General features: G+C 73.5%; 18 protein-coding genes and 2 pseudogenes. 10 read left to right on the top strand and 10 right to left on the bottom strand.

The window, feature by feature from the left end; genetic code table 11:
• Nucleotides 1-194 precede the first annotated feature (194 nt).
• The 4 genes and pseudogenes from AB0O11_RS35740 to AB0O11_RS35725 all read left to right on the top strand — a co-directional run.
• Nucleotides 195-578 (top strand): annotated as a pseudogene (locus AB0O11_RS35740) (transposase); the annotation flags it as partial.
• A 295-nt stretch (nucleotides 579-873) separates the two neighbouring features.
• Nucleotides 874-4,239 (top strand): hypothetical protein, encoded by a 3,366-nt coding sequence (locus AB0O11_RS35735; protein ID WP_363395582.1) that lies wholly within the window; start codon nucleotides 874-876, stop codon nucleotides 4,237-4,239.
• Between the two features lie 435 nt (nucleotides 4,240-4,674).
• Nucleotides 4,675-5,478: a hypothetical protein gene (locus AB0O11_RS35730; RefSeq protein ID WP_363395580.1), complete on the top strand. Its 804-nt coding sequence runs from the start codon at nucleotides 4,675-4,677 to the stop codon at nucleotides 5,476-5,478.
• Between the two features lie 446 nt (nucleotides 5,479-5,924).
• The gene (locus AB0O11_RS35725; RefSeq protein WP_363395577.1) at nucleotides 5,925-6,899 is read left to right on the top strand and encodes a GNAT family N-acetyltransferase; all 975 of its coding nucleotides are present in this window, start codon (nucleotides 5,925-5,927) and stop codon (nucleotides 6,897-6,899) included.
• 200 nt (nucleotides 6,900-7,099) lie between these two features.
• Here AB0O11_RS35725 and AB0O11_RS35720 read toward each other — a convergent pair whose 3' ends face one another.
• On the bottom strand, nucleotides 7,100-7,240 hold the full coding sequence (locus AB0O11_RS35720) for a hypothetical protein (RefSeq protein ID WP_363395574.1): 141 nt from the start codon (nucleotides 7,238-7,240) through the stop codon (nucleotides 7,100-7,102).
• A 288-nt stretch (nucleotides 7,241-7,528) separates the two neighbouring features.
• Between AB0O11_RS35720 and AB0O11_RS35715 the strand changes: the two genes are divergently transcribed.
• The 3 genes from AB0O11_RS35715 to AB0O11_RS35705 all read left to right on the top strand — a co-directional run bounded on the left by AB0O11_RS35715 (nucleotide 7,529) and on the right by AB0O11_RS35705 (nucleotide 11,061).
• Nucleotides 7,529-8,788: a lipase gene (locus AB0O11_RS35715; RefSeq protein WP_363395571.1), complete on the top strand. Its 1,260-nt coding sequence runs from the start codon at nucleotides 7,529-7,531 to the stop codon at nucleotides 8,786-8,788.
• Nucleotides 8,789-10,068: 1,280 nt separating this feature from the next.
• On the top strand, nucleotides 10,069-10,350 hold the full coding sequence (locus AB0O11_RS35710; protein ID WP_363395568.1) for a hypothetical protein: 282 nt from the start codon (nucleotides 10,069-10,071) through the stop codon (nucleotides 10,348-10,350).
• 144 nt (nucleotides 10,351-10,494) lie between these two features.
• Entirely contained in the window at nucleotides 10,495-11,061 is a 567-nt protein-coding gene (locus AB0O11_RS35705; RefSeq protein WP_363395565.1) for a hypothetical protein, read from the top strand.
• A gap of 82 nt (nucleotides 11,062-11,143) precedes the next feature.
• Here the strand turns inward: AB0O11_RS35705 and AB0O11_RS35700 are convergent, their stop codons facing one another.
• Nucleotides 11,144-11,389, bottom strand: a complete 246-nt coding sequence (locus AB0O11_RS35700; protein ID WP_363395562.1) for a hypothetical protein — start codon at nucleotides 11,387-11,389, stop codon at nucleotides 11,144-11,146.
• Here AB0O11_RS35700 and AB0O11_RS35695 point away from each other — a divergent pair.
• Entirely contained in the window at nucleotides 11,388-12,884 is a 1,497-nt protein-coding gene (locus tag AB0O11_RS35695) for a phosphodiester glycosidase family protein (protein WP_363395559.1), read from the top strand. The two genes, AB0O11_RS35700 and AB0O11_RS35695, sit on opposite strands and share 2 nt — an antisense overlap.
• Nucleotides 12,885-12,933: 49 nt before the next feature.
• On the opposite strand, the gene AB0O11_RS35690 is transcribed toward AB0O11_RS35695, so the two are convergent.
• From AB0O11_RS35690 to AB0O11_RS35670, 5 genes are all read right to left on the bottom strand, one after another.
• Nucleotides 12,934-14,217 carry an SWIM zinc finger family protein gene (locus AB0O11_RS35690; RefSeq protein WP_363395556.1) on the bottom strand — a complete coding sequence of 428 codons (1,284 nt, stop codon included), beginning with the start codon at nucleotides 14,215-14,217 and terminating at the stop codon, nucleotides 12,934-12,936.
• Nucleotides 14,214-17,186, bottom strand: coding sequence for a DEAD/DEAH box helicase (locus AB0O11_RS35685; RefSeq protein ID WP_363395630.1), 2,973 nt, complete (start codon nucleotides 17,184-17,186; stop codon nucleotides 14,214-14,216). The genes AB0O11_RS35690 and AB0O11_RS35685 overlap by 4 nt, the downstream gene beginning before the upstream one ends.
• A gap of 29 nt (nucleotides 17,187-17,215) precedes the next feature.
• Entirely contained in the window at nucleotides 17,216-17,515 is a 300-nt protein-coding gene (locus AB0O11_RS35680; RefSeq protein WP_363395633.1) for a hypothetical protein, read from the bottom strand.
• A 202-nt stretch (nucleotides 17,516-17,717) separates the two neighbouring features.
• The gene (locus tag AB0O11_RS35675) at nucleotides 17,718-18,464 is read right to left on the bottom strand and encodes an ABC transporter permease (RefSeq protein ID WP_363395627.1); all 747 of its coding nucleotides are present in this window, start codon (nucleotides 18,462-18,464) and stop codon (nucleotides 17,718-17,720) included.
• A 92-nt stretch (nucleotides 18,465-18,556) separates the two neighbouring features.
• Nucleotides 18,557-19,501, bottom strand: coding sequence for an ATP-binding cassette domain-containing protein (locus AB0O11_RS35670; protein ID WP_363395553.1), 945 nt, complete (start codon nucleotides 19,499-19,501; stop codon nucleotides 18,557-18,559).
• Between the two features lie 106 nt (nucleotides 19,502-19,607).
• Between AB0O11_RS35670 and AB0O11_RS35665 the strand changes: the two genes are divergently transcribed.
• Nucleotides 19,608-20,246, top strand: coding sequence for a PadR family transcriptional regulator (locus AB0O11_RS35665; RefSeq protein WP_363395550.1), 639 nt, complete (start codon nucleotides 19,608-19,610; stop codon nucleotides 20,244-20,246).
• Nucleotides 20,247-20,423: 177 nt separating this feature from the next.
• Here the strand turns inward: AB0O11_RS35665 and AB0O11_RS35660 are convergent, their stop codons facing one another.
• Both AB0O11_RS35660 and AB0O11_RS35655 read right to left on the bottom strand, forming a co-directional pair.
• On the bottom strand, nucleotides 20,424-21,356 hold the full coding sequence (locus AB0O11_RS35660; RefSeq protein WP_363395547.1) for an aldo/keto reductase: 933 nt from the start codon (nucleotides 21,354-21,356) through the stop codon (nucleotides 20,424-20,426).
• Nucleotides 21,353-22,243 carry an NAD-dependent epimerase/dehydratase family protein gene (locus AB0O11_RS35655; RefSeq protein WP_363395544.1) on the bottom strand — a complete coding sequence of 297 codons (891 nt, stop codon included), beginning with the start codon at nucleotides 22,241-22,243 and terminating at the stop codon, nucleotides 21,353-21,355. Before AB0O11_RS35655 ends, AB0O11_RS35660 begins: the two co-directional genes overlap by 4 nt.
• 117 nt (nucleotides 22,244-22,360) lie before the next feature.
• Between AB0O11_RS35655 and AB0O11_RS35650 the strand changes: the two genes are divergently transcribed.
• On the top strand, nucleotides 22,361-23,290 hold the full coding sequence (locus AB0O11_RS35650; protein WP_363395541.1) for a LysR family transcriptional regulator: 930 nt from the start codon (nucleotides 22,361-22,363) through the stop codon (nucleotides 23,288-23,290).
• A gap of 572 nt (nucleotides 23,291-23,862) precedes the next feature.
• Here AB0O11_RS35650 and AB0O11_RS35645 read toward each other — a convergent pair.
• Nucleotides 23,863-23,947: pseudogene (locus AB0O11_RS35645) on the bottom strand (lytic transglycosylase domain-containing protein); the annotation flags it as partial.

The following is a 23,947-nucleotide window of genomic DNA, read 5'->3' as shown; positions in this document are numbered from 1 at the left end:
GTCAGGACGGGTTGACGGGATTTCAGGTTCACTGGTTCGGCCGTTGCCGGGTTGGCGTAGTGCTTCTCCTCGTAGGGCTTGGTCAGGTCGACGCGTGGTGGCGTGTCCTTCGTGTCGGGTGGTGTCGTCGGTGTGGTGCGACACCTGGGGAGACGGCTGAGGTCCGGGAGGACCTGGAGGCGTTCACGGCGGAGATGTTCGGGGCGTTCACGCGTGCTGATCAGCGCAGGTGGGGGCTTGTGCACACGCGTGGGTTGCTGCTGGGCGGCCGACGCAAGCCGGTGGAGCCGATGGCCGTGCGGCTCGGCAAGGATGGCAACCGTCGGGCTCCGGCCCACTTCGTGACCTCCGGTCCACGGGATCCGGCCCATGTCCGGGCCCGCTCGGCATGGAGGACGGCCGATGTCATCGACCCGACGGCGTTGATCATCGATGGCACGGGGTTCCTCAAGGACGGCGACGCGTCCGCGTGTGGGCCGCGCCAGTACACGGGGACGGCGGGCGAGGTCACCGACTGCCAGGTGGGGGTGTCCCTCCGTCTGGCCCGCGACCATGCCTCGGCGGCCGTCGACTGGCGGTAGTTCCTGCCCCAGGCCGTTGCCCCCGCTCTGGCCGGCCTCGCCGTCGTCCCCGCCGGTGCCTCGGCAACCGGGACCGGAGTTGCTCCCGCCAGCTCTGAAGGGCGCCGCCCGGGCCGCGCTTCCGGGCCGCGTCGCCCGGCTGGAGAGCATCGTCCATGCGTTCCTCGCGGTGGTGGACGCCGATCCGGCGCCGCGCGAACCCGCCGTCGGCCGTAGCCGCCGTCCGGCTCACCCAGGCCGGGCGACGGAAATCCGGTGGGAGACACCCGCTCCGCCCGGCCAGAATGGCCGCATGCCGCACGAAGCCGATCAGCTGCTCGCCGACCTCGACCCGCTCTCCCACCCGGAGCGCCTACGGCTCGTCGCCCGCAGGGCCCGGGTGCTTGCCGTCGACGGCGGGCTTCCCGGGCTGCTGTCCGACCTGGAGCGCTGCGGCGTGTACGGCAGGCGGCTGGCCGCGCTCGCCGCGTCGGCCGGCCGCGCCACCGGCTACCTCACCGAGCGGCTGACCGACCCCGACCCGGTGGTCCACGGGTACGCCCTGCGCGCCGCCCGAACCCAGGACATCCCGGACGAGGCGATCGAGGCGGCGTTCACCGGCGCTTCCTGCGCCCTGCGCCGACAGCTGGCCCGGGTCGTCCGGCACGGCCGACGGCACCGGCTCGCCGAGCGGCTGGTGAGCCGCCTGCGCGCCGAGTGGGGCGACGCCGAGGCCGCCCGGCTGCTCTCCGCCTGCGGCCCCGCGTTCGTCGCCCGGACCCTGCCCGACCTCGCGCACGCCGCACCGCTCGCACCCCTCGCCGCACGCTTCCCGGACGAGGTCCTGGACCACCTGGAGCAGGTCCTCGCCGAGCGCCCCGAGACGCTGCGGCTCGGGCAGTGGCCCGCGCTCGCCGACGTCCTCGGTGCCACCGTGCGGGCCCGCCCTGAACGGCTCCTCGACCTGATGGAGCGGTTCGGTCCGGACCTCCCGCTGCGCCGTGATCACCTGCCGCCGCTGGCCGCCACGGACGCCGAACGCACCGTCCGCCTCCTCGCCGACCCGCGGCGCGGCGCGGTCGGGCCGTACACCACGCCGCCCACCAGCGGCACGCTGCGCCGGCTGGTGCGCGCCGACCCGCCCTCGCTCTCCTCCTTGGGCCGCCACTGGCTGGCCGCGCCCCGCTGCTTCGCCGCCCTGCTGCGCGCCCTCCCTCCGGGCCGGCGCGACGTGTTCCTCGACCTCGTGTACGCCGACGCCCTCCCGCGGGAGGCCGAACTGTCCGTTCTGCTGCCGCTGTTCCCGCACGCCCGCCGCCATGCCGAGGCGCGGCGGCAGGTTGCCGCACGCCGCGCCGAGGGCCGCTCCTGGGCCCTGACCGCCCCCGCCCTGGCCTACCTGCCCACCGAGGAGGCCCAGCCGGAGCTGCGGGCGGCCCTTTCCCGCCCGGACGCCGACGACCGGTCCGCCGCGTGGACGGCCCTGTTCGCCAACGCGGCCGCCTCCGACGACCGGGCCGCCGTCCAGGACGCGCTCGGTCTGCTGCCGCGGCTGCGCAACGAGCAGGACCCGGTGCGCTGCGCGGCGCTGACCGCGCTCGTCCACGTGCCCGCCCGGCTGCTGACCCCGGCGGCGGTGCCACTCCTCGACGCCGCCGTTCAGGACGCGGTCGACGCCCGTGACTGCTCGTACGCCACCCGAGCCGCCCTGCAGCGGCTGGTCACCGAGGTGCTGCGCGAGCACGCCCTCGTCGGCGGACTCGAGTTGGTCGAGTGGGCACTGCGGAGCCTGCGGCGGATCGCCGGGCAGACCGGCACGGTCGAACTCGGCCGACTGGAGCACCGGCTGCGGCGGGGCCAGGAACACTCCGTGTTCGCGACCCTGCGGCCCTGGCTGGACACCATGGCCGACACCGCAGAGTACTGGCTGCTGTTCACCCTGGCCCGCTCGTTCGGCCGACGGGCCCGAGGCGTCCCCGAGCTGCAGGAACTCCTCCTGCACGCCCTCCGGTTCGGGTCGGACGGCGCGTTCACCACGGCCGCCGCCCTGTGGCTGGACGACCCGCGCACCCGCGGCACCCGGGTTGCCGAGATCCTCGAACTCGAGCCCTCCGCCGCCGTCCTGCCGCCGGTACGGGGCGTGCTGGTCGAGCAGCGCACCGACCTGCTCGACCCACTCCTCGCCCCCGTGCCGTCGTACGGGCGGTTCCTCAAGCGGCCGCAGCGGGCGACCCTGCCGCCCACCTGGTCGGCGAGCTGCTGGACGCCGCGCCAGTGGCGGGCCGCCGCCCGCCTCGCCGCCGCGGCTGCGAGCGACCCCACCGTGCCGCTGCACGGGCGCGCCGCGGCCGTCCACGCCGCCGCCGCGATCCCGCAGTACGGCGAGGCGGTCGTCCGCGCCCAGGTGGACTCCGCCGAGGTGGTGCTCGCCGAGGCGGCGCTCGCCGCACTGGCCCGGACGGACCGGCCCGCCGACGCGCTGGGCGACCTGCTGGCCCACGCGGGTGGCGACCGCGCCCGGGTCGCGGTGTACGCGGCCACCCGGGCCGCCCGGTTCGCCCCGCCCGACGAGCTCGCCGAGAGGCTTGGCGAGCTGCTGTCCCGGGCACAGGGCAGCAAGGTGACCAGCCGCAAGGAAGCTGTGCGGCTGGCCGCCGAGCACCTGCCCCCGCGGTCCGCCGCCGACCTGCTGGTGGCCGCGTACCGCGCCGAAGGCCAGCACCAGGACGTGCGTGCCGCAGCGGTCGCCTTCGCGGCCGGTCTGCTGGATGCCGAACCGGTCTGGGACCTGCTCGCCGAGGCCGCCGGGCAGGCCCCGCCATCCGTGCGCCGCGCCGTACTGCGGGCCGACCCGGGGCACCTTCCCGAGACCCACCGGACCCGCTACGCCCACCTGGTGGCCTCCGTCGCCGCCGCCCAGGACCCGGAAGTCGCCACCCCCGCCCTCGCCACGCTGCCGCGGTGGGCCGCCTGGGCCCCGCAGACCGCGGACGTGGCCCGACGGGCCGTCACCGACCTCGCGAACCGCGGAAGCTGGCGCGAGGCCGCAGGAGCCGTCCGCACGCTCGCCGCCTCCGGACTGCCCCACCCGCTCGGCGGCGCCGCCCCCGGCAGCCTCCTGCATCGCACCCTCGCCGAACTCGCCGCCGCTGCGCGGACGGACGACCCTCGCTCCGGGGACGACCGGGACCTGCCGGCCCGGCGGCGGCTGGCCCACCTCACCGACCTCCCGGCCGACGACCGGCACCGGCCGCTGCTCGCCGGCGCCGCCGACCTGCTCGCGTCCGAACCCGACCTGGCGGGCATCAGGGCGACCGCGATGCGCCGACTGGTGGACCCCTCAGCCGGGCCGCAGGCGCTGGCGGCCGCACTCGACGCGCTCGCCGAGGCCCACCGAGACCGGCCGGCGGCGGCCGCGCTCACCGCCCTGGCACTGCTGCGGGAGGCCGCCTCGGGCCCGCTGCCGCCACCCGGAACACTCGACGCGCTGGCGTACACCGCCCGACAGGACGGGGACACCGCCGCGGCTGCCGGCTTGTTCGCAACCGCCCTGACCGAGGCCTTCGGGGATCGCCTCGGCTGGCCCAAGGAATGGCAGGCCCTGTTGCGCGAGCTGCGCCACCACCCCTCGGCGGACGTCCGCGACCGCGCCGTCGCGGCCGTCATGCATCAGGAGTGATCTGCGGCCGGGCCGTCCGATGCGCGGCGCCCGAGCATCACGTGGCTGCCCGTCCTGCTCGCGCAGGGCCGTGAAGACCCGCCGCCGGGGTGGGAGCCGCGCCGGGACCGCGCGGGCGTGCTTGGAGTCGAGGCCCGGCGCGCCGGAACCGTGGACCGCCTGGAGAGCGGCCGGGTCGTACTCGCGCAGGTGGAGCGGAGTCTGTTGACGATCTGGGTCTTGTCCCGGATCGCATCTCGACGCGTCGCCCACCGGGTGGGCGACGCCCGCCGAGTACGCCGGTGCTCCGCCCGGGGCGGAGGGGTCGGCCTGGACGCGGGCGTCGCGTCGGTCTGCCGTCAGGAGAGCGGCCCCGACGGGAAAACGGTTCGATCGCGGACCAGGTGATGTGTCAGGATTCCCCGTCTCTTCGTTCGACCGGGGGTTCTCCTGATCATGCGCCGCTCCACTGTGCTCGCCGTCGCCGCCGCGGCGGTCTCCCTCGTCGGTCTGGTGGGCTGCAACGACGGCGCGGCGCCGGCCGCGTCCTCGACCGCGCCCGGGGCCGTGCCGGCCTCCACGTCCACGGCGACCGCCACGCCGACACCCACCGCCGTCGCGACGCCCACGCCCACCGCCGTCGCCACGACGGCGGGCGGGGTGATCGACCCGGAGAAGGCGCTCGCACTCGCGGAGAAGACGCCGTACGCGGCCACCCAGGACTTCACGACCGAAGGCGGCCCGATCAGCGCGCTCACCAAGGCCCGGGTGAACCTCAACGGGCCGGTCCGCTCCGGCCGGCTCGCCGAGTCCATGAGTGCGGGTGGCAACGACGTGATCGGCAGCGGGAGCGACGGCCCGACGGTCGTCGTCACCGACGACGGCACCACCTACATCAAGAGCGGCAGCAGCTGGCGCACCTCCCCGCTCGGTGACCGGATCGCCGACTACCACGGCTACGCCAAGGCGCTGCTGGCCCTCGGTCCTTCCGCCCACACGGGGATGGAGGACTGCGAGGGCACGCCGTGCTACCACCTGTCCGGCACGGTCGGCCTGGAGTCGATGAAGGCCGTGGAGCCCGAGCAGTACAAGATCCTCAAGAGCAAGGGCGTGGAGAGCTTCCTGCTCGACCAGTGGATCGACGCCCAGGGCCGCACCGTCCGCTACGACCGGAAGACCGAGCTGCGGGGCATCCCGGTGCGCACCCACGGCACCTTCCGCGACTTCGGCCCGGTCGAGAAGGTCGACCCGCCGCGCTGAGCACCGAAGTGCCCCGGCCCCTCCGGTACGGCCGGGGACCGCACCCCGCCACCCCCGTACGGAGCAGCCCCCGGCCGTTGTCACCGGCCGCTGATCTGCGCCGATACGGGGCTGGCAAGGCTGCACCTCCACCCCACCACCGGCCCGGTGCGCGTCTTCGCCCGTGTCCGTGACCTCGGCGAAGCCCGCACCGCCCTCCGAGCCCGAGCCCGTCGTGGTCGGCGACCGGTCGACACGGTCTGATCACCCTTCCGACTCGCCGCCCGTCCCGGCCCCGGACTCCTCCACGAACATCGAACCTGCCATCACGGGTTCTTGCGTTGGTCGCCTGCCCGGCGGCCTGGCCCTCACCGCCGTGACCGACCCCGACGCCTACCCGCCGGACCTCCGGCGGCGCGTCCTGCGCAAACCCGGCTGGACCTCGTCCTCGAAAGGCACCACAGCCTGTGACCACCCACGACCTGACCATCACCCAAGCCGCACCCGACGACCCGAGAGTCCTGCAGCTGGTCCGCGACCTCGACGCCGACCTCGCCGCGCGCTACCCCGACGAGCCCTGCACCGGCGGCGCCCACCTCCACCCCGGCATCCGCTTCCTGCTGGCACAGGCCGACGGCCGCCCCGTCGGATGCTGCGCCGTCCAGCCGCTCCCCGACGGCTCGGCCGAGCTCACACGCATGTACGTCGCACCCGACGCCCGCGGACACGGCATCGCCACCCGACTGCTCGCCGAGGCCGGACGCACCGCCACCGCCCTCGGACACCCCGAGATCCGCCTGGAAACCGGAGTCCACCAGCCCGAGGCCATCGCCCTCTGCACCCGCGCCGGCTACACCCCCATCCCCAACCACCCGCCACACCAGGGCAAGCAGCCCAGCCGCTGCTACACCAAGCCGCTCCCGCGCCCAGGCCAGTCGTCGACCGGGATTCCCGGACTCGTGATCGGCGAGCTGTCCCTGCTGGACGATGCGGTCGCGGCAGCCGTGCACGGGATCGGCCACCGCGCCTACGCAGTCGAGGCGGAGTTGATCGGCTTCGCCGGTATCCCCGCTCTGGGCGAGGGTTTGGAGGAGATGCGTGTCCAGCCGCTGCGGTGGCTGGGGGCAGCGGTCGATGGCCGGATCGTCGCGTTCATCGCCTGGCAGGAGCTCGACAAGGAGGATGCGGTCGACATCGACCGGGTGTGCGTCGATCCGCCGTGGTTCCGTCGCGGGCTGGCTTCCAGGCTCCTGCAGCACCTCACGAGCGAGATGTTTCCGGGCCGGGCCGTTCTGGTGAGTACCGGTGCCGACAACCGCCCGGCCGTGGAGCTCTACGAGCGTCACGGATTCTCCCGGATCGGCACTGTCGAGCCTGTTCCCGGCCTGCGAATCGCTCAGTTCCGGCTGGCGGCAGCGGCCGGAGTGCGCGGTCGGCAATAGGTTGAACCAGAGCCACGACTCGTGGCCGAAGACAGTCCGTGCTGGGCGTGCTCGCTGGAGACGGCCAGGTCCATCGGGCGGCACTCCATGCGGTTCCCCTTCCTGCGTGCGCTCGCCGGCGCGGGCGGTGTCCGGCGACGGATCCGGCGACGGATCCGGCGCCGCGAGGCGGGCTCGCGGCGCCGGGTTGGGCTGGCCGGTCAGACCGTCTGGGCTGGGTCGTCGAGCCAGGCCGGCCAGCCGCCCGAGGTCACGGTGAGTCCGAGACGCTCGACCCCGGGTTCGCCCGTGTCGTGCCACCAGGTGAGGGTGCGCTCGCTCGTGAGATCCGGCTGAGCCATCAGTGCGCTCTGCGCGGCGGACCCGGCGCGCAGCCGGGCGTGGTCGGCGCGGCGGCCGCGCTCCGGGCAGGTCAGGGTTCGGGCGGCGGCGTCGGTGGAACGCAGCGTCGGTCGCTGGACGGTGATGGCCCTCCGCCCACAGGACCGTCGAGGCGGAGCCTACGGCGGTCAGCCGACCGTCGCCCGCCCCCTTGCGCGCGTCCGGTGTCGCGGTGGGGATAGCCACAGGACGGATACGCCCGCTGGCCGGACTGTGGAACGAGGGTGACCGTACGTAGCGTCGATGACATGAAAACCACATACCAGGCAGGCAGATTACGATCCGTGCTTCGTCGGCTGAACGCCGGGACAGTCCTGACCGTCCTGGCCGCTGCGACCGTGACGACGGGGGCCGCACCGGCGGACACGGTGCACCCGGGCGATCGTGGACGGTTGGTTTCCGCTCACCGGACGACCACCCTGGCCACGAAGGAGGACGTCGCCACGGCACTGGCCGCCGTCAGGTACGACGCGAGCACAGTCCGGTTCGGAGTGGACGCCTACCGGCTGGTGTACCGAACCGTGGACCCCAGCGGTCGGCCGATCACCGCCAGCGGGTTGTTGGTACTGCCCCGCGGCGGCGAACACGAGTTGCGGACGGTGTCATTCACCCACGGCACGACCAGTTACCGGTCCGACGCCCCCTCCTCCACGGTCAAGGCGGGGTTCGTGTCCTCGCCCGCCCTCACGTACGCGTCCGCCGGGTTCGCCTCGGTCGCCCCGGACTACATCGGTCTGGGCACCGGCCCGGGACTCCACCCCTGGATGGATGTGCCATCGGAGACGACCGCCTCCCTGGACATGCTCCGGGCAGCCCGCGCCTTCGTCCCGAGCACGGGCCGAGCGCTGGGCCACGACGTGCTGGTCACCGGGTTCTCCCAGGGTGCCTCAGCGGCGATGGGACTCGCGCGGACACTCCAGGCCGGTGACGACCGATGGTTCCGGCTCCAAGCCGTCGCGCCGATCAGCGGCGCCTACGACTTCCGGTACGCCGAGCTGCCGGCACTGCTCGACGGCTCTCTCGAGCCGAAATCAAGTGTGCTGTACTCGGCATACCTTCTGGTCGCATGGAACCGGCTGCACCATCTGTACGACTCCCCGGGCGAGGTCTTCCAGGCGCCGTACGACAGCACGATCGAGGCGCTTTTCGACGGTTCGCACACCGGCCCACAACTCTTCGCCGGCACGCCCGACACCATCGACGCACTGCTCACCCCACACGGCTTCGAGATGCTGCGTCACCCGACCGGCCGCCTGGCCAGGGCACTCCGGGTGGCCGACAGCACTTGCGACTGGGCGCCACGCGTCCCGGTCCGCCTGTACGTGGCCGACGCGGACGAGCAGGCGGCCAACGCCAACACAGACCGTTGCGAGGCCACGTTGCAATCGCACGGCGTGAACGCGGCGGTCGTCGACCTCGGTACCCCGGACTTCGCCGGTTCCAGGCACCTCGGCTCCAACGTCGCCGCCACGGCGGACATCGTGCGCTGGTTCAGCCGGCTGCCTTGAGAACCGTCGGTCCGTCCCCGCTCGCGCGACGGGCCGACTTCCGACGAGTCAGCCGCCGACATCACGAGTTCAACTTCATCAACTCAACGCTCAGGCCGAGGTCTTCGACGAGGAGCCGCCCCGGGAGTGCGGCGGCCGACAGGTCTTCCGGGGAGGCAGTTCGCCCCCTGCATCGCGGCGGCGGCTCTCCTGGGCTCTCGCGCTGGCATGACGATCGCCGATGTCCACCGGTCGAGGAGCCGGCCCCGCGACGACATGTCGCTGCGTCGGTGCCGGCCTGAACAGTCGGGTTGCCGTGATCGGCGATCTGGCCGCCGAGGACTTCGAGCAGTTCCCCGAGCCTCCCGCAGCCTCGGGGCCCGAGCGCGCAGGAGAGTCCCGCCCAGGACGGAGGGCCGCACGTCGGTGATGTCGATGTCCACACCGAGGTGGTGCATGACCCGCCCGTCGCCGTCCAGCGCGGCCAGCCACACGGCCTCCCACGGACGGGGCCGGGGATCCTTCTGCCGGTCCAGCAGTGCCTCGCCGGGTTCGCATCCGATGAGGTGGATCGGCTCCGGCCGCGGCGGGCGCTGCGGGTACAGTCCGCGTGCTTCGAGGCAGGTGCCGATCGGTCCGGCGCTGGACCTGTGCGCCGGCCGAACCTCGAAGCGGTAGGAGGTCGGGGCCTCGGGCACGGCCAGGGCCCCGTACATGGTGTTCTCGGTACCAGCGCCGAGGACCAGGTCAACCCGTTCCGGGGCGCCGGGCGTGGGGTGATGGGTGATCACGCAGACGTCCACGAGTTCGACCGAGGTGGGCGATGTCAGGTCGTCGGCGTCGATGACGTCCACCGTCAGGTCGCCGAGGAGCCGCTGCGCCGCGGCAAGGCGGCAGGGCGGCGGGGCGGCGGGCCAGTTCGACGAGCGGGCTGTCGCGGGAGCAGCCGCGCAGGGTGACGACTTCCCGGGGCGGCGGCACCGGCGCCACGTACAGCCCCTCGACGTCGGCACAGCGCGCAAGAAGCCCATGCCTGTTCACGGTAGCAAGGGCCCGCACCCACCGTGCCCAGTACGTCACCGCCAAGGCCGCGTAGCTTCTCGGCACCGTCGAGCTGCTCCCGTGCTGAGACCGGGATTCCTCGGCCCCGCCCCAGACCCGGACCCGGACCGGGATGGTCTTCGCGGAGGCCAGGCAGCATTCGTACCAACCACGCCCCCTCCGGCAGGGCAACCGGTCGAGTTGCTCCCGCGCTCGGGGACCACTCCCGCCCGGGCGTTGCCCCGGCTATCGTGTCGGGCATGACGTACCGCGTGCAATACACCGTCGAGGCGAAGGCGACCATCGACACTCTGCCCGCTGAACGTCGTGACCTCCTGGAGCGTGCGCTGGGCGTTCTTGCCCGCGACCCGTACCACAAGACCGCGACCGCGCCGATCGGCCCTGACGAGCACCTGCGGAAGGCCTACGCCGCACCCGGTGTCGTGGTGGAGTTCGTGGTCGCCGACCACGTCCTGGTCGTCGTCGTGCTCCAGGTCTTCGACGAACTCCAGTACCTGATCGACGAAGCCGACGCCCGCTAAACGGTCGGGAAGTCCCCGCCCAGCGCTCGCGGGGATAGCTCCCCCCTTCCGGTTCCGGGGTCGGTCACACGGGCAGTCAGTTCCCCATTCCGTACTACGTGCTCTTCCCCGTACACCGTGCATCACCTCCGGAGCCACCTCTCGATGACCGTCACATGCCCAACGTGCGCCGCAGCGGACGAAACCATCACCGTGCGGAAAGCCCTGCTGGACCCCGACCACCCCTTCGACCCGCCGACGCAGGAACTGCTGTCGATGCCACCCGAGCCCCGAGGCACGGCCGGGGCCGCAATCACCCTTTTCGTCCTGGCTGGACTCTTCGGCCTGATGGGACTGCCCACGCTATTCACCGACGCCGACGGCGGCGGCGGCAGCTCCGACGCCGCGTACCAAGCCGGCTACCACTACGGCGCATCCCTCATCGCCGCGATCCTGCTGGGCATCGGACTCATCGTCCATTCCCACCATCGACGCCGTCGGAGCGAAACGGCGAACCAGTGGCCGCAGACCTACGACCAATGGCAGCAGCTTCACCGAGTGTGGCGGGCAACCTGGCTGTGCAGACGCTGCCGCGTCGCGTTCCTCCCCGCCGCGTCGCTGCGCCCCGACTTCGCCGCCTCATCCGCGATACCCGTGACGCAGTTCCCGCAGTGGACACTGACCATCGCGCGACAGGACGACGACCCCGGCGCCCCGATCACGTCGGACTGACCGCGGCTCCTGACGGCCTGCGCGTGCTCGGCGGCGTCGGAGAGGAAAACGTGCAGCGGGGCCGGCTGTCCGGGTTGGTCGGTCACCGGTTGCCGCCGGCGGCGCGGAGCCGGGCGAAGGCATCAGCGGCCGGGGTCCGCTTCCGCCTGCCGATGGGGGCAGCGAGGGCAGCCATCGCGTGCTCGTCGATGTGCAGGACGAGGCGGTGGCGGTAGGTGGCGATGACCTCCGCGACAGCGGCGAGGTCGCCGATCGGGGAGGCGTCGAGGGCGGCGGCCATGGCCTGCTCGAACTGCTCGCGGTCGCCGGGCAGGCCGTGCCCTCTCATGAAGCACACCCTCGTGCGGCGGGCCGCTGCGATCCGGACCGCCACCGCCCTCGGCCTGGCGGCCTCCGTCCTCGCCGTCCCCGGCAGCGGCCTGGCCGGCGCGGCGGACACCGACATCGTCCTGGGCGGCATCACCCTCGCCCGGGCCGCCACCACCACGCCCTTCCCCGGGATCACCCGCACCGTCTACCAGGACGCCGACCGGTCGTGGACGGTCAACGTCATGGACATCGACCCGAGCCGGGCCCCGATCACCTTCGACGGCTCGATCGGCCAGGGCATGTACACCACGCAGACCGTCCAGGAGATGCTGGAGCAGACCACCGGCGTGACCAGCCGACGCCCCTACCTCGGGGTCAACGGCGGCTACTTCGACGACGGCGTGGTCCTGGACCAGGCCAACCGGATCTACCTCGGCGACCTCGGCGGCACCTCGATGAAGAACGGGCGGCTGCTCAGCGAGGCCGGCGGAGGCCGCTACGTCTACGACCCCGTCACCGGCAAGGCCGTCGGGCTGCGCCCGGCCAACTCCGTGCTGATGCTGCAGAACGGCCGCCCCTACATCACCGAGCTCGGCACCAAGCTCACCGTGCAGCTCTCCGACGACGCCACCGTCAGCCGCAAGGTCGACGGCGTCAATCGGCTCCCCGGCCGGGCCGGCCACTGCCTGCGCAACACCGACCCCACGAACACGGACGTGACGGCCGTCGGCGGCGTCTGCTTCGACCCGTCGGAAGTCGTCGAGTTCACCCCCGAGTTCGGGGCGAGGACGCCGGCTCCCGACGTGCTCAAGCAGACCGGTACCACCACCGACGACGACCCGGGCGTCGAAGTGCTGTTCAACTCGGCAGGCGTGGCCACCGCCTGCTTCCGCCCCGGCGCCACCCCCGGCGGCATCGTCTCCGACGCCCCGCGCGGCGGCCACGACGTGCCGCCCGGCGGGCGGGCCCTGGAGGGCACCGGCGACGGCGCGACCTGGCTCTGGGACAACGCCTGCGCCGGCAAGCCGGTCACCCTGCACACGGTGATCACCGACACCCGCTTCGGCGACGCCGTCGCCGACACCTGGCTCGGCCGTGCCCCGGCCGGCGCTGTCGAGCGGCCGATCGACCCGGCGGTGTACGCCACCCCCGTCGGCGACGTCCTGATCCGCGACGCCTCGGTCGTCTACCAGCCGGCCGACGACACCGCGCGGGCCTGGCGCACCGCCGACGGCGCGGACGGCTTCGGCCACCTCTTCTTCGTCACCGTCGAGGGGCAGAAGGGCGGCACCGCGCCCCTCGCCGCCGGAGCCACCCGCAGTGAGCTCGCCCAGTTGCTCAAGGCGCTCAACCTCGTCGACGCCGTCAACATGGACGGCGGCGGCTCGACCACCCTCAACCTGCGCGACCAGAACGGGATCGAACCGCCCGTCACCACCACCACCGACACAGCCCCCCGCCACGTCGCCGACACCGTGTACGCCGGCGTCGGCGGCTACGGCCTCGCCAAGTAGGACGGCCCGGCCCTCGCACCGGCCCGCCGCGCACACGGTGCCCGGCGGTTCAGCCGTCGAGGAGCTCGGCGAGGACCTCGGCCGGGTCGTGGTGCGGTGCGGCGGCCGGCCACCACCGGCCGTCCTCCCGCCGGTAGGGGTACCAGCGGCCGTCCCGGCCGTAGCGGAGCTGGAGCCCGCTGCCGACCAGCGTCCAGCGGTTCTCCCGCACCTCCAGCTCGGGGAGTTCGTTCTGCTCCCAGCCCGCGGTGAGCGCGGTGCCCGCCCGGGCGGTGTCCTGCCGCGGCGGCGTCCAAGCCTCCTCCAGCACGTCCAGCCCGGCGCTCCCGCCCAGCCGCCACGCCTCGGCCGCCCGGTCCAGCTGCTCCGGGCTGCCGCAGGCCTCCCGCACGCGGGCCAGGACCCGTACCCCGGGGCGGGTCGCCGCGATCCGTACGCAGTCCCGCCAGAGGTCGAGCGGCACCGGCGGCTCGGCGGTGAAACCGTGGGTGTAGGCAAGCAGCTCGCGGGCGCGCACGGCCGCGTCCGTGACCAGCTGCTCCAGCGGGTCGGCCCCGGCCCCGGCAGAGGACGCGTCCTGCCGGACGGGCGGCCCGGGCAGCGGCGGCAGCTCGGGCAGTGCTGCCGGCTCGCGGCCGAAGACCTCCTCGGCGGGAGTGCCATCCGGTAGTTGCGCCGTACCGGCCTCCGAACCGGTCTCCGCTTCCTCCTCCGCCCCGTCGGCGTCCTCGTCCCCGGGAGCGCCGACGATCGCCTGCATCAGCAGGACGGACCGCAGTTCCTCCCGCGCCTCCTGCGCGCCGCACCCCCGCAACAGGAGCAGCAGCGTCGCGTCCTCGTCCAGCAGCCAGGACACCTGGTAGCAGAGCGCGGCCGCGTGCCTGCAGGGGTGCTCGAACGCCTCGCATGCGCAGTCCGCCTCCAGGTCGCCGTAGCCGGGCAGCAGCCGAACCCGTGCGTCCTCGGCGGCCTCCAGTAGGTCGGGCGGCAGTTCACCGGCGAGCAGCTCATCGGCGACGTCCGGCCGCTCGGCGGCCTTCTCCCAGAGCAACTCCCACGCGTCCTCGTCGAGTTCCTCCAGGGTGAGCACCGTCCTGAACGAGGTGTCGCCCTCGTAACCGGTGGTGGAGATGCGCCCGGGGCTGACCGTGATCGGTCCGAGCCGGCCGGTCCGCGCGTAGGCCCGGCCCTTCTTCAGCGTCTCCTCGTCCAGCGAGGTGCCCTCCAGCGCGTCCGCCCAGGCCTTGCCCCACCAGGACTGGCCGCGTGCCCGGCTGCCCCGGCGCGCGGCGAAGGCCGGGAAGCCCCGCGCGCCCCTCTCGTCCCCGCTCATCCCGCACTCCTCAGTTCGACCAGGTTGGCCAGCTCGTCGTCGGTCAGCTGCGTCAGTGCCTGCTCCCCGGAGCCCAGCACGGCGTCTGCCAGGCCCTTCTTCGCTTCGAGCAGGACGGCGATGCGGTCCTCGACCGTACCCTCGGCGATCATCCGGTGCACCTGGACGGTGCGCGTCTGCCCGATGCGGTAGGCGCGGTCGGTGGCCTGGGCCTCCACCGCCGGGTTCCACCAGCGGTCGTAGTGCACGACGTGGTCGGCGCGGGTGAGGTTGAGTCCGGTGCCGGCGGCCTTGAGGGACAGCAGGAAGACGGGCGCCTCCCCGTCCTGGAACCGGCGGACCATCTCCTCGCGGCGCGGCACCGGGGTGCCGCCGTGCAGCAGCAGCGTGGGGACGCCGCGCTCGCGCAGGTGCGCCTCCAGCAGCCGCGCCATGGTGACGTACTGGGTGAAGACCAGGGCGGCCCCACCCTCGGAAATGATGGTCTCCAGCAGTTCGTCGAGCAGTTCCAGCTTGCCGGAACGGCCGGCCAGCCGGGTGCCCTCCGTCTCCTTGAGGAACTGCGCGGGGTGGTTGCAGATCTGCTTCAGGCCGGTGAGCAGCTTGAGCACCAGACCGCTTCGGGCGATGCCCTCGGTGGCCTTGATCTGCGCCATGACCTCACGGACCCGGGTCTCGTACAGGGTCCGCTGCTCGGGGGTGAGGGAGACCGGGCGGTCCGTCTCGGTCTTCGGCGGGAGTTCGGGGGCGACGCCCGGGTCCGACTTCTTGCGGCGGAGCAGGAACGGCCGGACCAGTTCGGCCAGTCGCCGTGCGGTGGGGCCGTACTCCCCCTCCTCCCCCGGCGGCGGTCCGAACTCCGCGCGTTCCGCGCGTTCGGCCTCGATGGCGGCGATCCAGCGGCTGCGGAAGTGGCCGTGGCCGCCGAGGAGTCCGGGGGTGGTCCAGTCGAGGACGGCCCAGAGTTCGGAGAGGTTGTTCTCGACCGGGGTGCCGGTCAGGGCGATCCTGGCGTCGGCGGGGATCAGCCGCAGCGCCTTCGCGGTGCCGGAGTGCGGGTTCTTGACGTGCTGGGCCTCGTCGGCGACGACCGTGCTCCAGCGGTGTGCGCCGAGCCGCTCGGCGTCCAGGCGCATGGTGCCGTAGGTGGTCAGGACGAAGCCCGAGTCGGCGCCGTCCAGGGTCCGGTCGGGGCCGTGGTAGCGGCGCACGGGCGTGCCGGGGGCGAACGTGCCGACCTCGCGCTGCCAGTTGCCCAGAAGGGAGGCGGGGCAGACGACGAGGGTGGGGCCGGCGCTGTCCGGGTGCTCCTGGCGCAGCAGGTGCAGCGAGATCAGCTGGACGGTCTTGCCCAGGCCCATGTCGTCGGCGAGGCAGCCGCCGAGACCGAGCGAGGTGAGGCGGTCCAGCCAGCGCAGGCCGCGCAGTTGGTAGTCGCGCAGGGTGGCCGCGAGCGCGGCGGGCTGCTCGACCGCTTCGTTGCCGCCGTCGGGTTCGGCCAGGCGTCGACGCAGGGCGAGCAGCCAGTCACTGGACGCGACCCGCACCTGCTTGCCGCCGATCTCGGTGTACCCGGTGAGGGCGACGGCGAGCGCCTCGATGGCGGTGAGCGGTTCGAGGTCGCGTTCGGCGGCCTTGTGGGCGAGGTCGGCGCCGATGAACACCCACTGCCCGCGCAGCAGGACCAGCGGCCGGTCGGCGGCGGCGATCTCGGCCGTCTCCTGGTCGGTGAGGGCTTCCCCGTCGAGGTCGAGCTGCCAGCGCAGGTCGACCGTGCCACCACCGCCGAAGAAGGACCGCAGGTCGGTGGGCGGGGTCCGCTCGCCGCCGACGACGGCACGGCTGGTGAGGGAACGGACGGCCTCCGCGGGCCGGAGCACCTCGACGCCGTGGACGGCGAGCCGGCCGGCGGTGTCGCCGAGCAGGTCCCGGACCTCGCAGTCGGCGAGGTCCAGGGCGGAGGGCACCGGCAGCAGGCGGGACAGGGGCTGCCAGACGTCGGCGGCCCGCCGTACGGCGAGGACGGTGTCGGCTTGGGCCCGCGGTCCGAACCCGGCTGCCCCAACCGCGGCGAACAGCTCGTCGGCGTCGGCGCTGAGGGTCGGGTCGGCCAGGCTGGACACCTGGGGTACCAGGCGCAGGGTGGGCGGCTCGCCGTCGCCGGCGGCGGGCACCAGGTCCAGGCGCAGGGCCAGCCGTACGCCCGAGTCGAGGCCGGCGGAGATCTCCTCGGCCCAGGCGCGCAGCTGGGGGACGTACTGGGGTTCGACGGCGGCGAAGGCCGGGCGGCCGGTCGCGGCGGGTGCGGCGGCGGTGCGCGGCAGGGTGTCGGCGACCGCGTCGACGAAGGAGCGGAGCAGGACGGTGGCGTCGGGCAGCAGCAGCGGGCCGCCCGGCGGGACGGGCAGGGGGACGGCGAGCGCCTCGGCCGGTGCCGCGGCGGCCAGTTCGCGCATGCGCCGGACGTCCTCCGCGGCGAGCGGGCCGGCGCGCCAGGTGTCGTAGCCGGTGGCGGAAACGCCGGGGAGCAGCCGTTTGCGGGCGGCGAGGTGCAGGCCGAGGGCGGTGGCGGCGCCCCAGAACGCGGCGGACGGGCTGAGGGTGCCGTTCGCGGTGCCGTTCGCCTTCCCGTTCGCGGTCCCGTCGGCGGTCCCGTCGGCGGTCCCGTCGGCGGTCCCGTCGGCGGTCGCTTCGGTGTGGAGCCGGCGGGCCAGGGTGAGGGTGGGCAGTGCCTGGGCGACGGTCAGGCGCAGAACCGGGCAGCGGCGTACCGCGAGGGTGCCGCCGTCGGCGGTGACCAGGTCGGCTTCGCCGGGTTCGCCGAAGGGCGGCTGTGCGGCGAGGCCGGAGCCGGCCGGGCCGTCGGGGTACCGGAACACGAGCCTTCCGGTACGCGCCGGATCGCCCGGCTCGAAGGTCACCGCGCACTGTGCCAGCAGGCCGGCCTGCTCACGCGACATCCACACCATCTGTTCCGCCCCCTGGTTCGTCTGTCCGGTCAACGTCCACCGTCCACACGGCGCTTGCCCCGTCCCTGGGGAGTTGGTGCACCGCACAGGTGCGGGGCGGTACACGCAGCGGTCTCCGCGACCTGCTTGACGACGCTGTGCTGCGAGGTGCCGGTCACGCCGGTCCCGCCGCGCCTGACGGACCGTTCACCGGCGTGTGCGGCCATCAGGGCCGGGGCCGTGAACACCGCCGGCCGGCGCTTCGGGATCTCGATGCCGACGTCCTCGGGGTTGCTCTCCCGCGCGCCGAGCACGCGGATCGGGCCGTGGCTGTCGGCAGTGTGCGGCACGGACGACTGCGACCGGGGGGTGTGCGTCCTCGGGGCCATGCTCGTGGTCTCTCCAAAACTGTTGTACGGATCGCGCGGGGCTGCCTGGGGCCGCCGTCGCGTCGCGGCGCGAGGGTTTCTGCGCCCTCTCCTGCTCCCCGTGGTCTGCGGGGAGGCTCCGCTCCCGGCCGAACCGGTCGGCCCGGGGGCGGAGCCGTGTCCGCTAGCGGCTCAGGCCCCTGAACCGCTTCACTGCCAGCGGGAAGAACACCGCCACCAGGGCCACCGGCCACGCCACCGCGAGCAGTTCTGCGTGCGTCGCGGCCCATGAGTCGCCCACCGCACCGGGGTTGCCGAACAGGCCGCGCACCGCTGTGGCCGTCGCCGACATCGGATTCCACTCCACGATCGCGCCCAGCCAGGACGGCATCGACTCCGGGGAGGCGATGGCGTTGGAGAGGAAGCCGACGGGCCACACCAGGATCTGCACCGCCTGCACCAGCTCCGGCTTGCCCGCGACCATGGCCAGGTGGATGCCGATCCACAGCATCGCGAATCGCAGCAGCAACAGCAGTCCCACCGCACCCAGGAACGGGGCGAATCCCCCGTGCCAGCGCCATCCGATCGCGTAGCCGACCGCGATCATCACGATCAGCCCGACCGCCGACTGCAGCATGTCCGCGACGCTCCGCCCGACCAGGACCGCCCCGGACACCATCGGCATCGAGCGGAACCGGTCGATGATCCCCTTGCCCAGGTCCTGGGTGACGGAGAGCATCGTGGCCTCGAGGCCGAAGGCCATCGTCATGGTGAGCATGCCGGGCACCAGGTAGTCCTTGAAGTCCCCCTCGACGCCTTGGCCGCCACCGATCAGGTAGCCGAACATCAGCAGCATCATCACCGGGAAGCCCAGCCCGACGACCACCTGCACGGGCTGCCGTGCCCAGTGGGCCAGCTCGCGCCTGGTCATCGTCCAGGAGTCGGCGGTCGCCCAGCGCAACCTCGGACCCGTGCCGCCGGCGGTTTCCGTACCGCGGGACGCCTTCACACTCTGCACCGTGCTCATGCCGCCTCCGCCTCCGCCTTCGTCAGGTGCATGAAGACCTCGTCGAGCGTCGGCCGCCGCACCGCGATGTCCTCCGCCACGATTCCGGCCGCCTCCAGTGCCCGCACGGTCTCGGCCAGCGCCGCCATCCGGTCGCCGACCGAGGCGCTGACCAGCCGGCGGTCCTCGTCCACGGTCGCCTCCCCCGGCAGCAGCGAGGCTGCCCGGGCCAGCCGGCCCGTGTCGTGCAGGACCACGTCGATGCGGTCGCCGCCCGTCCTGGTCTTCAGCTCGTCCGCCGTGCCCTGGGCAATGACCTTCCCGTGGTTGATCACCGCGATCCGGTCGGCCAGCTGATCGGCCTCCTCCAGGTACTGCGTGGTCAGCAGCACGGTCGTGCCGCCGCCGACCAGCGAGCGCACCGCGTTCCACACCTCCGTTCGGCCGCGGGGATCGAGCCCTGTCGTGGGCTCGTCCAGGAAGAGCACCTGCGGTTCGCAGATGAGGGAGGCCGCCAGGTCGAGGCGCCGCCGCATCCCGCCGCTGTACTGCTTGACGGCCTTCGTTCCGGTGTCCGCGAGCCCGAACCGGGTGAGGAGCTCGTCAGCCCGGGCGCTCGCGCGGCGCGCGCCCAGGTGGTGGAGGCGACCGAACATCTCCAGGTTCTGTCGGCCGCTGAGCTCCTCGTCGACGGCGGCGCTCTGGCCGAGCAGCCCGATCCGCGAGCGCACCTCGTCGGCGCGGGTCCTGGCGTCGATCCCCGCCACCTCGACCCGCCCCTCGTCAGGGCGCAGAAGTGTGGACATGATGCGGACGGCTGTGGTCTTGCCGGCGCCGTTCGGGCCGAGAATCCCCTGGACGGTACCGCTGCGGACGGTGAGATCGAGGCCGTCGAGAGCCTGCTTGTCCCCGTACTTCTTCCGCAGTCCCTCGACGACGATCGCCGGATCGCGGTCAGTCAAAGCGCTCCCCCTCCAGTCAGTAATCAAACTTGACTAGTCCGGGAAGGTAGCCTGATTCCCGCGACTGGTCAAGTTTGATTAGCCCAACGAGGAAGGGGAGCTGCTCATGTCTGCCATCCGGCTACTGGTTCTCGGCGCGGTCCGTCAGCACGGACGGGCGCACGGCTACCAGGTACGCAATGACCTGGAGTTCTGGGGAGCCCACGAGTGGTCCAACGCCAAACCGGGCTCGATCTACCACGCGCTCAAGCAGATGGCGAAGCAGGGACTCCTCGTCGCGCACGAGGTCGCACCGAGCGCCGTCGGCGGCCCGCCCCGCGTCGAGTACGAGATCACCGACCGGGGCACCGCGGAGTACCTCGATCTGCTGCGCGAGGCCCTGACCTCGTACGACCAGAAGATGGACATGCTCTCGGCCGGCATCGGGTTCATCGTCGACCTGCCGCGGGATGAGGCGGTCGCGCTCCTCAAGGAGCGGATCGCGGGGCTCGAACGGTGGCGAGCCGAGGTCACCGAGTACTACATGCCGGAGAAGGGCCCCGAACAGCTCGGGCACATCGGCGAGATCATGAACATGTGGGTGCACTCGGCGGACAGCGAAGCCGAATGGACGCACAGCCTGATCGGGCGGATCGAGGCCGGCGCGTACACCTTCGCCGGGGAGGGCGAACCGTTCGTGGGTGTGCTCGCGGAGGGCGAGCCGAACCCGTTCGCCACGGGGCCGCATCCCGAGGACCTCCGCTGAGGCCTGTCTGACAAATGATCACCTGGCCGGTTCGCGGAGCCAGAGGATCGGGGAGGACCACCTGCCGGTGATCCCGCCACGGACGGCCACGCCCGTCCACCTACGGCAACGAGGGCGGCTCCACCCGTTCCCACGCCGCGTCCGTCAGCTCGCCTCGGCCTGCCACAAGATCGAATATCAGACAGGCCCTACGGGCGCACCACCGCCCGCCGGGCCGTCCAGCTCCGCCAGCTCCGCCGCCGTCAGCGTGAGCCCGGCCGCCGCGGCCGAGTCGCGGGCCGAGGCGGGCCGGCGGGCGCCCGGGATGGGGATCACCACCGGGGACTGTGCCAGGTGCCAGGCCAGGCAGACCTGTTGCGGGCTGATGCCGCGGGCCCGGGCGAGGGCGTGAAAAGGGGTGTCCGGCGGCGGGGGCGGGCTTCCCGGGTCGTCGACGGCGCTGGGCGAGATGCCGCCGAGCGGGCTCCAGGGCAGGAAGGCCAGGCCCAGCTCGGTGCACAGGTCCAGGGTGTCCCGGGTGGACCGGTGGACCGGGGAGAAGCGGTTCTGCACCGAGACCAGCCGCGGGCCGAGGATCCCGTGCGCCTCGCGGATCTGGGCACGGTCCACGTTGGAGAGGCCGACCGCCCGGACCGTTCCCGCGTCGGCGAGTTCGCGCAGCGCACCGACCGAGTCGGCGAAGGGCACGGCCGGGTCCGGCTTGTGCAGCTGGTAGAGGCCGATCGCCGCCACGCCCAGGCGGCGCGCCGATGCCTCGGCCGCACGGCGCAGGTGGCGCGGGTCGCCGTCGACCGTCCACGAACCGTCGCCGGGACGGCCCCGGCCGCCCTTGGTGGCCACCAGCACCTCCTCGGCGCCGCCGCGGCGGGCGGCCAGCGCGCGGGCGACAAGCCTCTCGTTGTGGCCGAGCTCGCCGGCGTGCCAGTGGTAGGAGTCGGCGGTGTCGATCAGCCGCACGCCCGCGTCGAGTGCGGCGTGGATCGTGGCGAGCGCCTGCTCCTCGGAAGGGCGTCCCTCGACGGAGAGCGGCATGGCGCCCAGGCCGACGGCGCCGACCGGGACACCGCCGATGCTGCGGGAGGCGGCCGGTGCCGCCGTTCCGGTGCTCATCCGCGGGCCTCCTCGATCACCTGCGGCAGCCAGTCACCGATCGAGGAGAAGGAGAAGCCCAGCCGGGCCGCCCGCCCGGTGTCCATCGGGTAGCCGCGGTCGAAGGAGAACGGCGACCGCGGCCCGTCCCCGCCGGGTGTCAGCACCGGCTCCCGGCCGACCGCGCGGCCCACCGCCGCGCACAGCTCGCGGACGTCCAGCGTTCCGTGCGAGGCCGCGTTGACCGGGCCGGTGAAGTCCGCCGCGGCGGCCCGGGCCAGGAAGCGGGCGATCTCCGGCGCGTGGACGAAGGAGGCGGGCTGCGGCGCGGCGTGCACCGCCACCGGCAGGCCGCGTCCGATCCGCTCCACGTAGTGGGCCAGTCTGGCGGTGAAGTCGGCGCCGCCGAGGACGTGTGCGGTGCGGACGGTGGCGAGCTCGAACGGCGCCCGCCGGGTGAGCAGCGCCTCCGCCTGCCGCTTGCCCTCCCCGTAGTGCGCCGCCAGGAACGCCGGGTCCGCCCAGGGCCGTGCCAGGTCCACCGGCCAGACGGCCGGGTCGACGGACGGCTCGGCGAGGGCCGGGCCGTCCGGGCGGCCGAGTTCGGCGTAGACCTCGACCGTGGAGGTGAGCAGGTAGCGCCGGGTGCGGCCGGCGAAGACCTCGGCGGCGACGGCCGCCTGGAGCGGCGAGTAGCAGACCTGGTCGACCACGGCGTCGAAGCGCCGGTCGCCGAGCGCGGCGCGCAGCGCGGCGCCGTCGTCGCGGTCGGCGCACAGCCGGGTCACCCCCGCAGGTGCGGGCGTGGAGCCACGGTTGACCACGGTCACCGCCGCTCCCGCCTCCCGCAGTTCCTCGACCAGCTGCCGGCCGAAGTGGCGGCTGCCTCCGATCACGCACACGTCCATTCCCGTGCTCCCTTCCCGGTCCGTCCCGGCCTCGTCGGCCGTCCTCGCCGAGAAGTCTGGGCCTGAGTGATCAACAGCGGTAGTGTCGATCAGCCGACCTCGTCATTAGGAGAACTGTTGATCGACGTCCAGCGACTGGCCGTGCTGCGCGAGGTGGCCCGCCACGGCAGCTTCAACCGGGCGGCCGAGGCGCTGCACTGCACCGCCTCGGCCGTTTCACAGCAGGTCGCCGCACTGGAGCGGAGCCTGGGTGCGTCCGCGGTCGAACGCTCCACCCGGGGCGTCACCCTGACCGAGACCGGCCGCGTGCTGGTGGAGGCCGCCGACGCGATCGCCGCCGAACTGGCCCACACCCGCGAGCGCCTGGACAAGCTGGCAGCCGAGCGGACCACGCTCACCGTCGCCGCCTTCGCCAGCGCCGGCCGTCGGCTGCTGCCGGGCGCGCTGGCCGCCTTCGCAGCCGCACACCCGGAGGTGGAGCTGACGATCCTGGAGGCCGAGCCGTCGGAGAGCCTGCCGGGCGTGCGCGAGGGACGGGTCGACCTCGCCCTCTGCTACCACTTCGACGGCCCGCCGCCTGTCCGTCCGGGCGACCGGTCGGGTCTGGACTGGACGCCGCTCGGCGCGGACCCGATGCGGGTCGTGCTGCCGGCCGGCCACCCCGCCGTGCTCCGCCACCAGGAACGGTGCGAGCCACCGCACCTGGCCGAACTCGCCGACCAGCGCTGGGTCCTGGGCTGCCGCCAGTCCGCCGAAACGTTCGCCCGGCACGCCGAGCTGGCCGGCGTCGAGCTGCGGATCGCGTGTACGGCCACGGACTACGAGTTCGCCCAGTCGCTGGTCCGCGCCGGCATCGGGGTCGCGCTGATCCCGGAGATCGGGCTGGTCGCGCACCCGGAGCTGGCGGCGCTCCCGCTGGCCGAACCGAGCCCGCGCCGACACCTGGGCCTGGCCCTGTCCCGCCGCCGGCGCGGCCCCGCCGCTCAGCTGGCCGAAGAACTGGCGTCGCTGGTGGCGGACGAGGCGCGGGCGCCGGGGCGTGTCTGACAATTCGCGCGGTTGAACTCATGTCAACCATCTGCCGATGCTGAGGAAGCTGGAGTTCGTCCCCGCCCACGTCCTCTGAGGTTCGCCGTACGCCGACAGGCCCCCGCGCCCGCCTGCCCGGGCGCGGGGGCCTGCTGCCGGCCCGGGCCTGCGGGCAGTTACGGACCACGGTGGGCGCGAGCGTGTCGGCGGTTCGTGGACGGGGCGCCGGCGGCAGTGTGGGCATGGCCAGGCCGGTGCGGATCGCGGGCCGGCTGGGCAGTGGCTCGCCGAGACGGAGGGACCGCCGTTCGTCGCGTTCGCGGCCGCGGGTCTTCTCCGCGTCGTGGCGGCAGTGCGGCAAGCAGGAGACCCGACGGACCCTGGCCTCGCGAGTGAACTCGCTCCGCAGTCGGGGGCAGTTCTTGACCACCGGCGGGGCGCTGCCAGACGGCGGGCGCCGCGTTGTTCCGGACGGCCGGGAAGCGGCACGAGGGCCTGTGTCCGCGCGTTCGCGCGGGCACAGGCCCTCGTGGGTCACTCCGGTGGTCCCTGTCCGGCCCCCGGGGTGAGGGGAAAGCCGAGGGGTCGGCTTAGTACCAGTGGTGGGACTGCCAGAAGTTCCAGGCGGCGTTCGGGCTGCCGTAGCGGGTGTTCATGTAGTCCAGCGCCCACTTG

This window comes from Kitasatospora sp. NPDC093102, assembly GCF_040683915.1.
GTDB lineage: Bacteria > Actinomycetota > Actinomycetes > Streptomycetales > Streptomycetaceae > Kitasatospora.
The sequence above is the reverse complement of the archived record's forward strand: the minus strand, read 5'-3'. Positions and strand labels throughout refer to the sequence as shown.

Bases quoted from the DNA above. Each gene is read 5' to 3' on its own strand.
- AB0O11_RS35700 (WP_363395562.1), bottom strand. From the start codon at position 11,389: ATGAGAGGGCACGGCCTGCCCGGCGACCGCGAGCAGTTCGAGCAGGCC.
- AB0O11_RS35710 (WP_363395568.1), top strand. From the start codon at position 10,069: ATGACGTACCGCGTGCAATACACCGTCGAGGCGAAGGCGACCATCGAC.
- AB0O11_RS35685 (WP_363395630.1), bottom strand. From the start codon at position 17,186: ATGGTGTGGATGTCGCGTGAGCAGGCCGGCCTGCTGGCACAGTGCGCG.
- AB0O11_RS35715 (WP_363395571.1), top strand. From the start codon at position 7,529: ATGAAAACCACATACCAGGCAGGCAGATTACGATCCGTGCTTCGTCGG.
- AB0O11_RS35665 (WP_363395550.1), top strand. From the start codon at position 19,608: ATGTCTGCCATCCGGCTACTGGTTCTCGGCGCGGTCCGTCAGCACGGA.
- AB0O11_RS35705 (WP_363395565.1), top strand. From the start codon at position 10,495: ATGACCGTCACATGCCCAACGTGCGCCGCAGCGGACGAAACCATCACC.
- AB0O11_RS35730 (WP_363395580.1), top strand. From the start codon at position 4,675: ATGCGCCGCTCCACTGTGCTCGCCGTCGCCGCCGCGGCGGTCTCCCTC.
- AB0O11_RS35735 (WP_363395582.1), top strand. From the start codon at position 874: ATGCCGCACGAAGCCGATCAGCTGCTCGCCGACCTCGACCCGCTCTCC.
- AB0O11_RS35655 (WP_363395544.1), bottom strand. From the start codon at position 22,243: ATGGACGTGTGCGTGATCGGAGGCAGCCGCCACTTCGGCCGGCAGCTG.
- AB0O11_RS35695 (WP_363395559.1), top strand. From the start codon at position 11,388: ATGAAGCACACCCTCGTGCGGCGGGCCGCTGCGATCCGGACCGCCACC.
- AB0O11_RS35720 (WP_363395574.1), bottom strand. From the start codon at position 7,240: ATGGCTCAGCCGGATCTCACGAGCGAGCGCACCCTCACCTGGTGGCAC.
- AB0O11_RS35675 (WP_363395627.1), bottom strand. From the start codon at position 18,464: ATGACCAGGCGCGAGCTGGCCCACTGGGCACGGCAGCCCGTGCAGGTG.
- AB0O11_RS35660 (WP_363395547.1), bottom strand. From the start codon at position 21,356: ATGAGCACCGGAACGGCGGCACCGGCCGCCTCCCGCAGCATCGGCGGT.
- AB0O11_RS35690 (WP_363395556.1), bottom strand. From the start codon at position 14,217: ATGAGCGGGGACGAGAGGGGCGCGCGGGGCTTCCCGGCCTTCGCCGCG.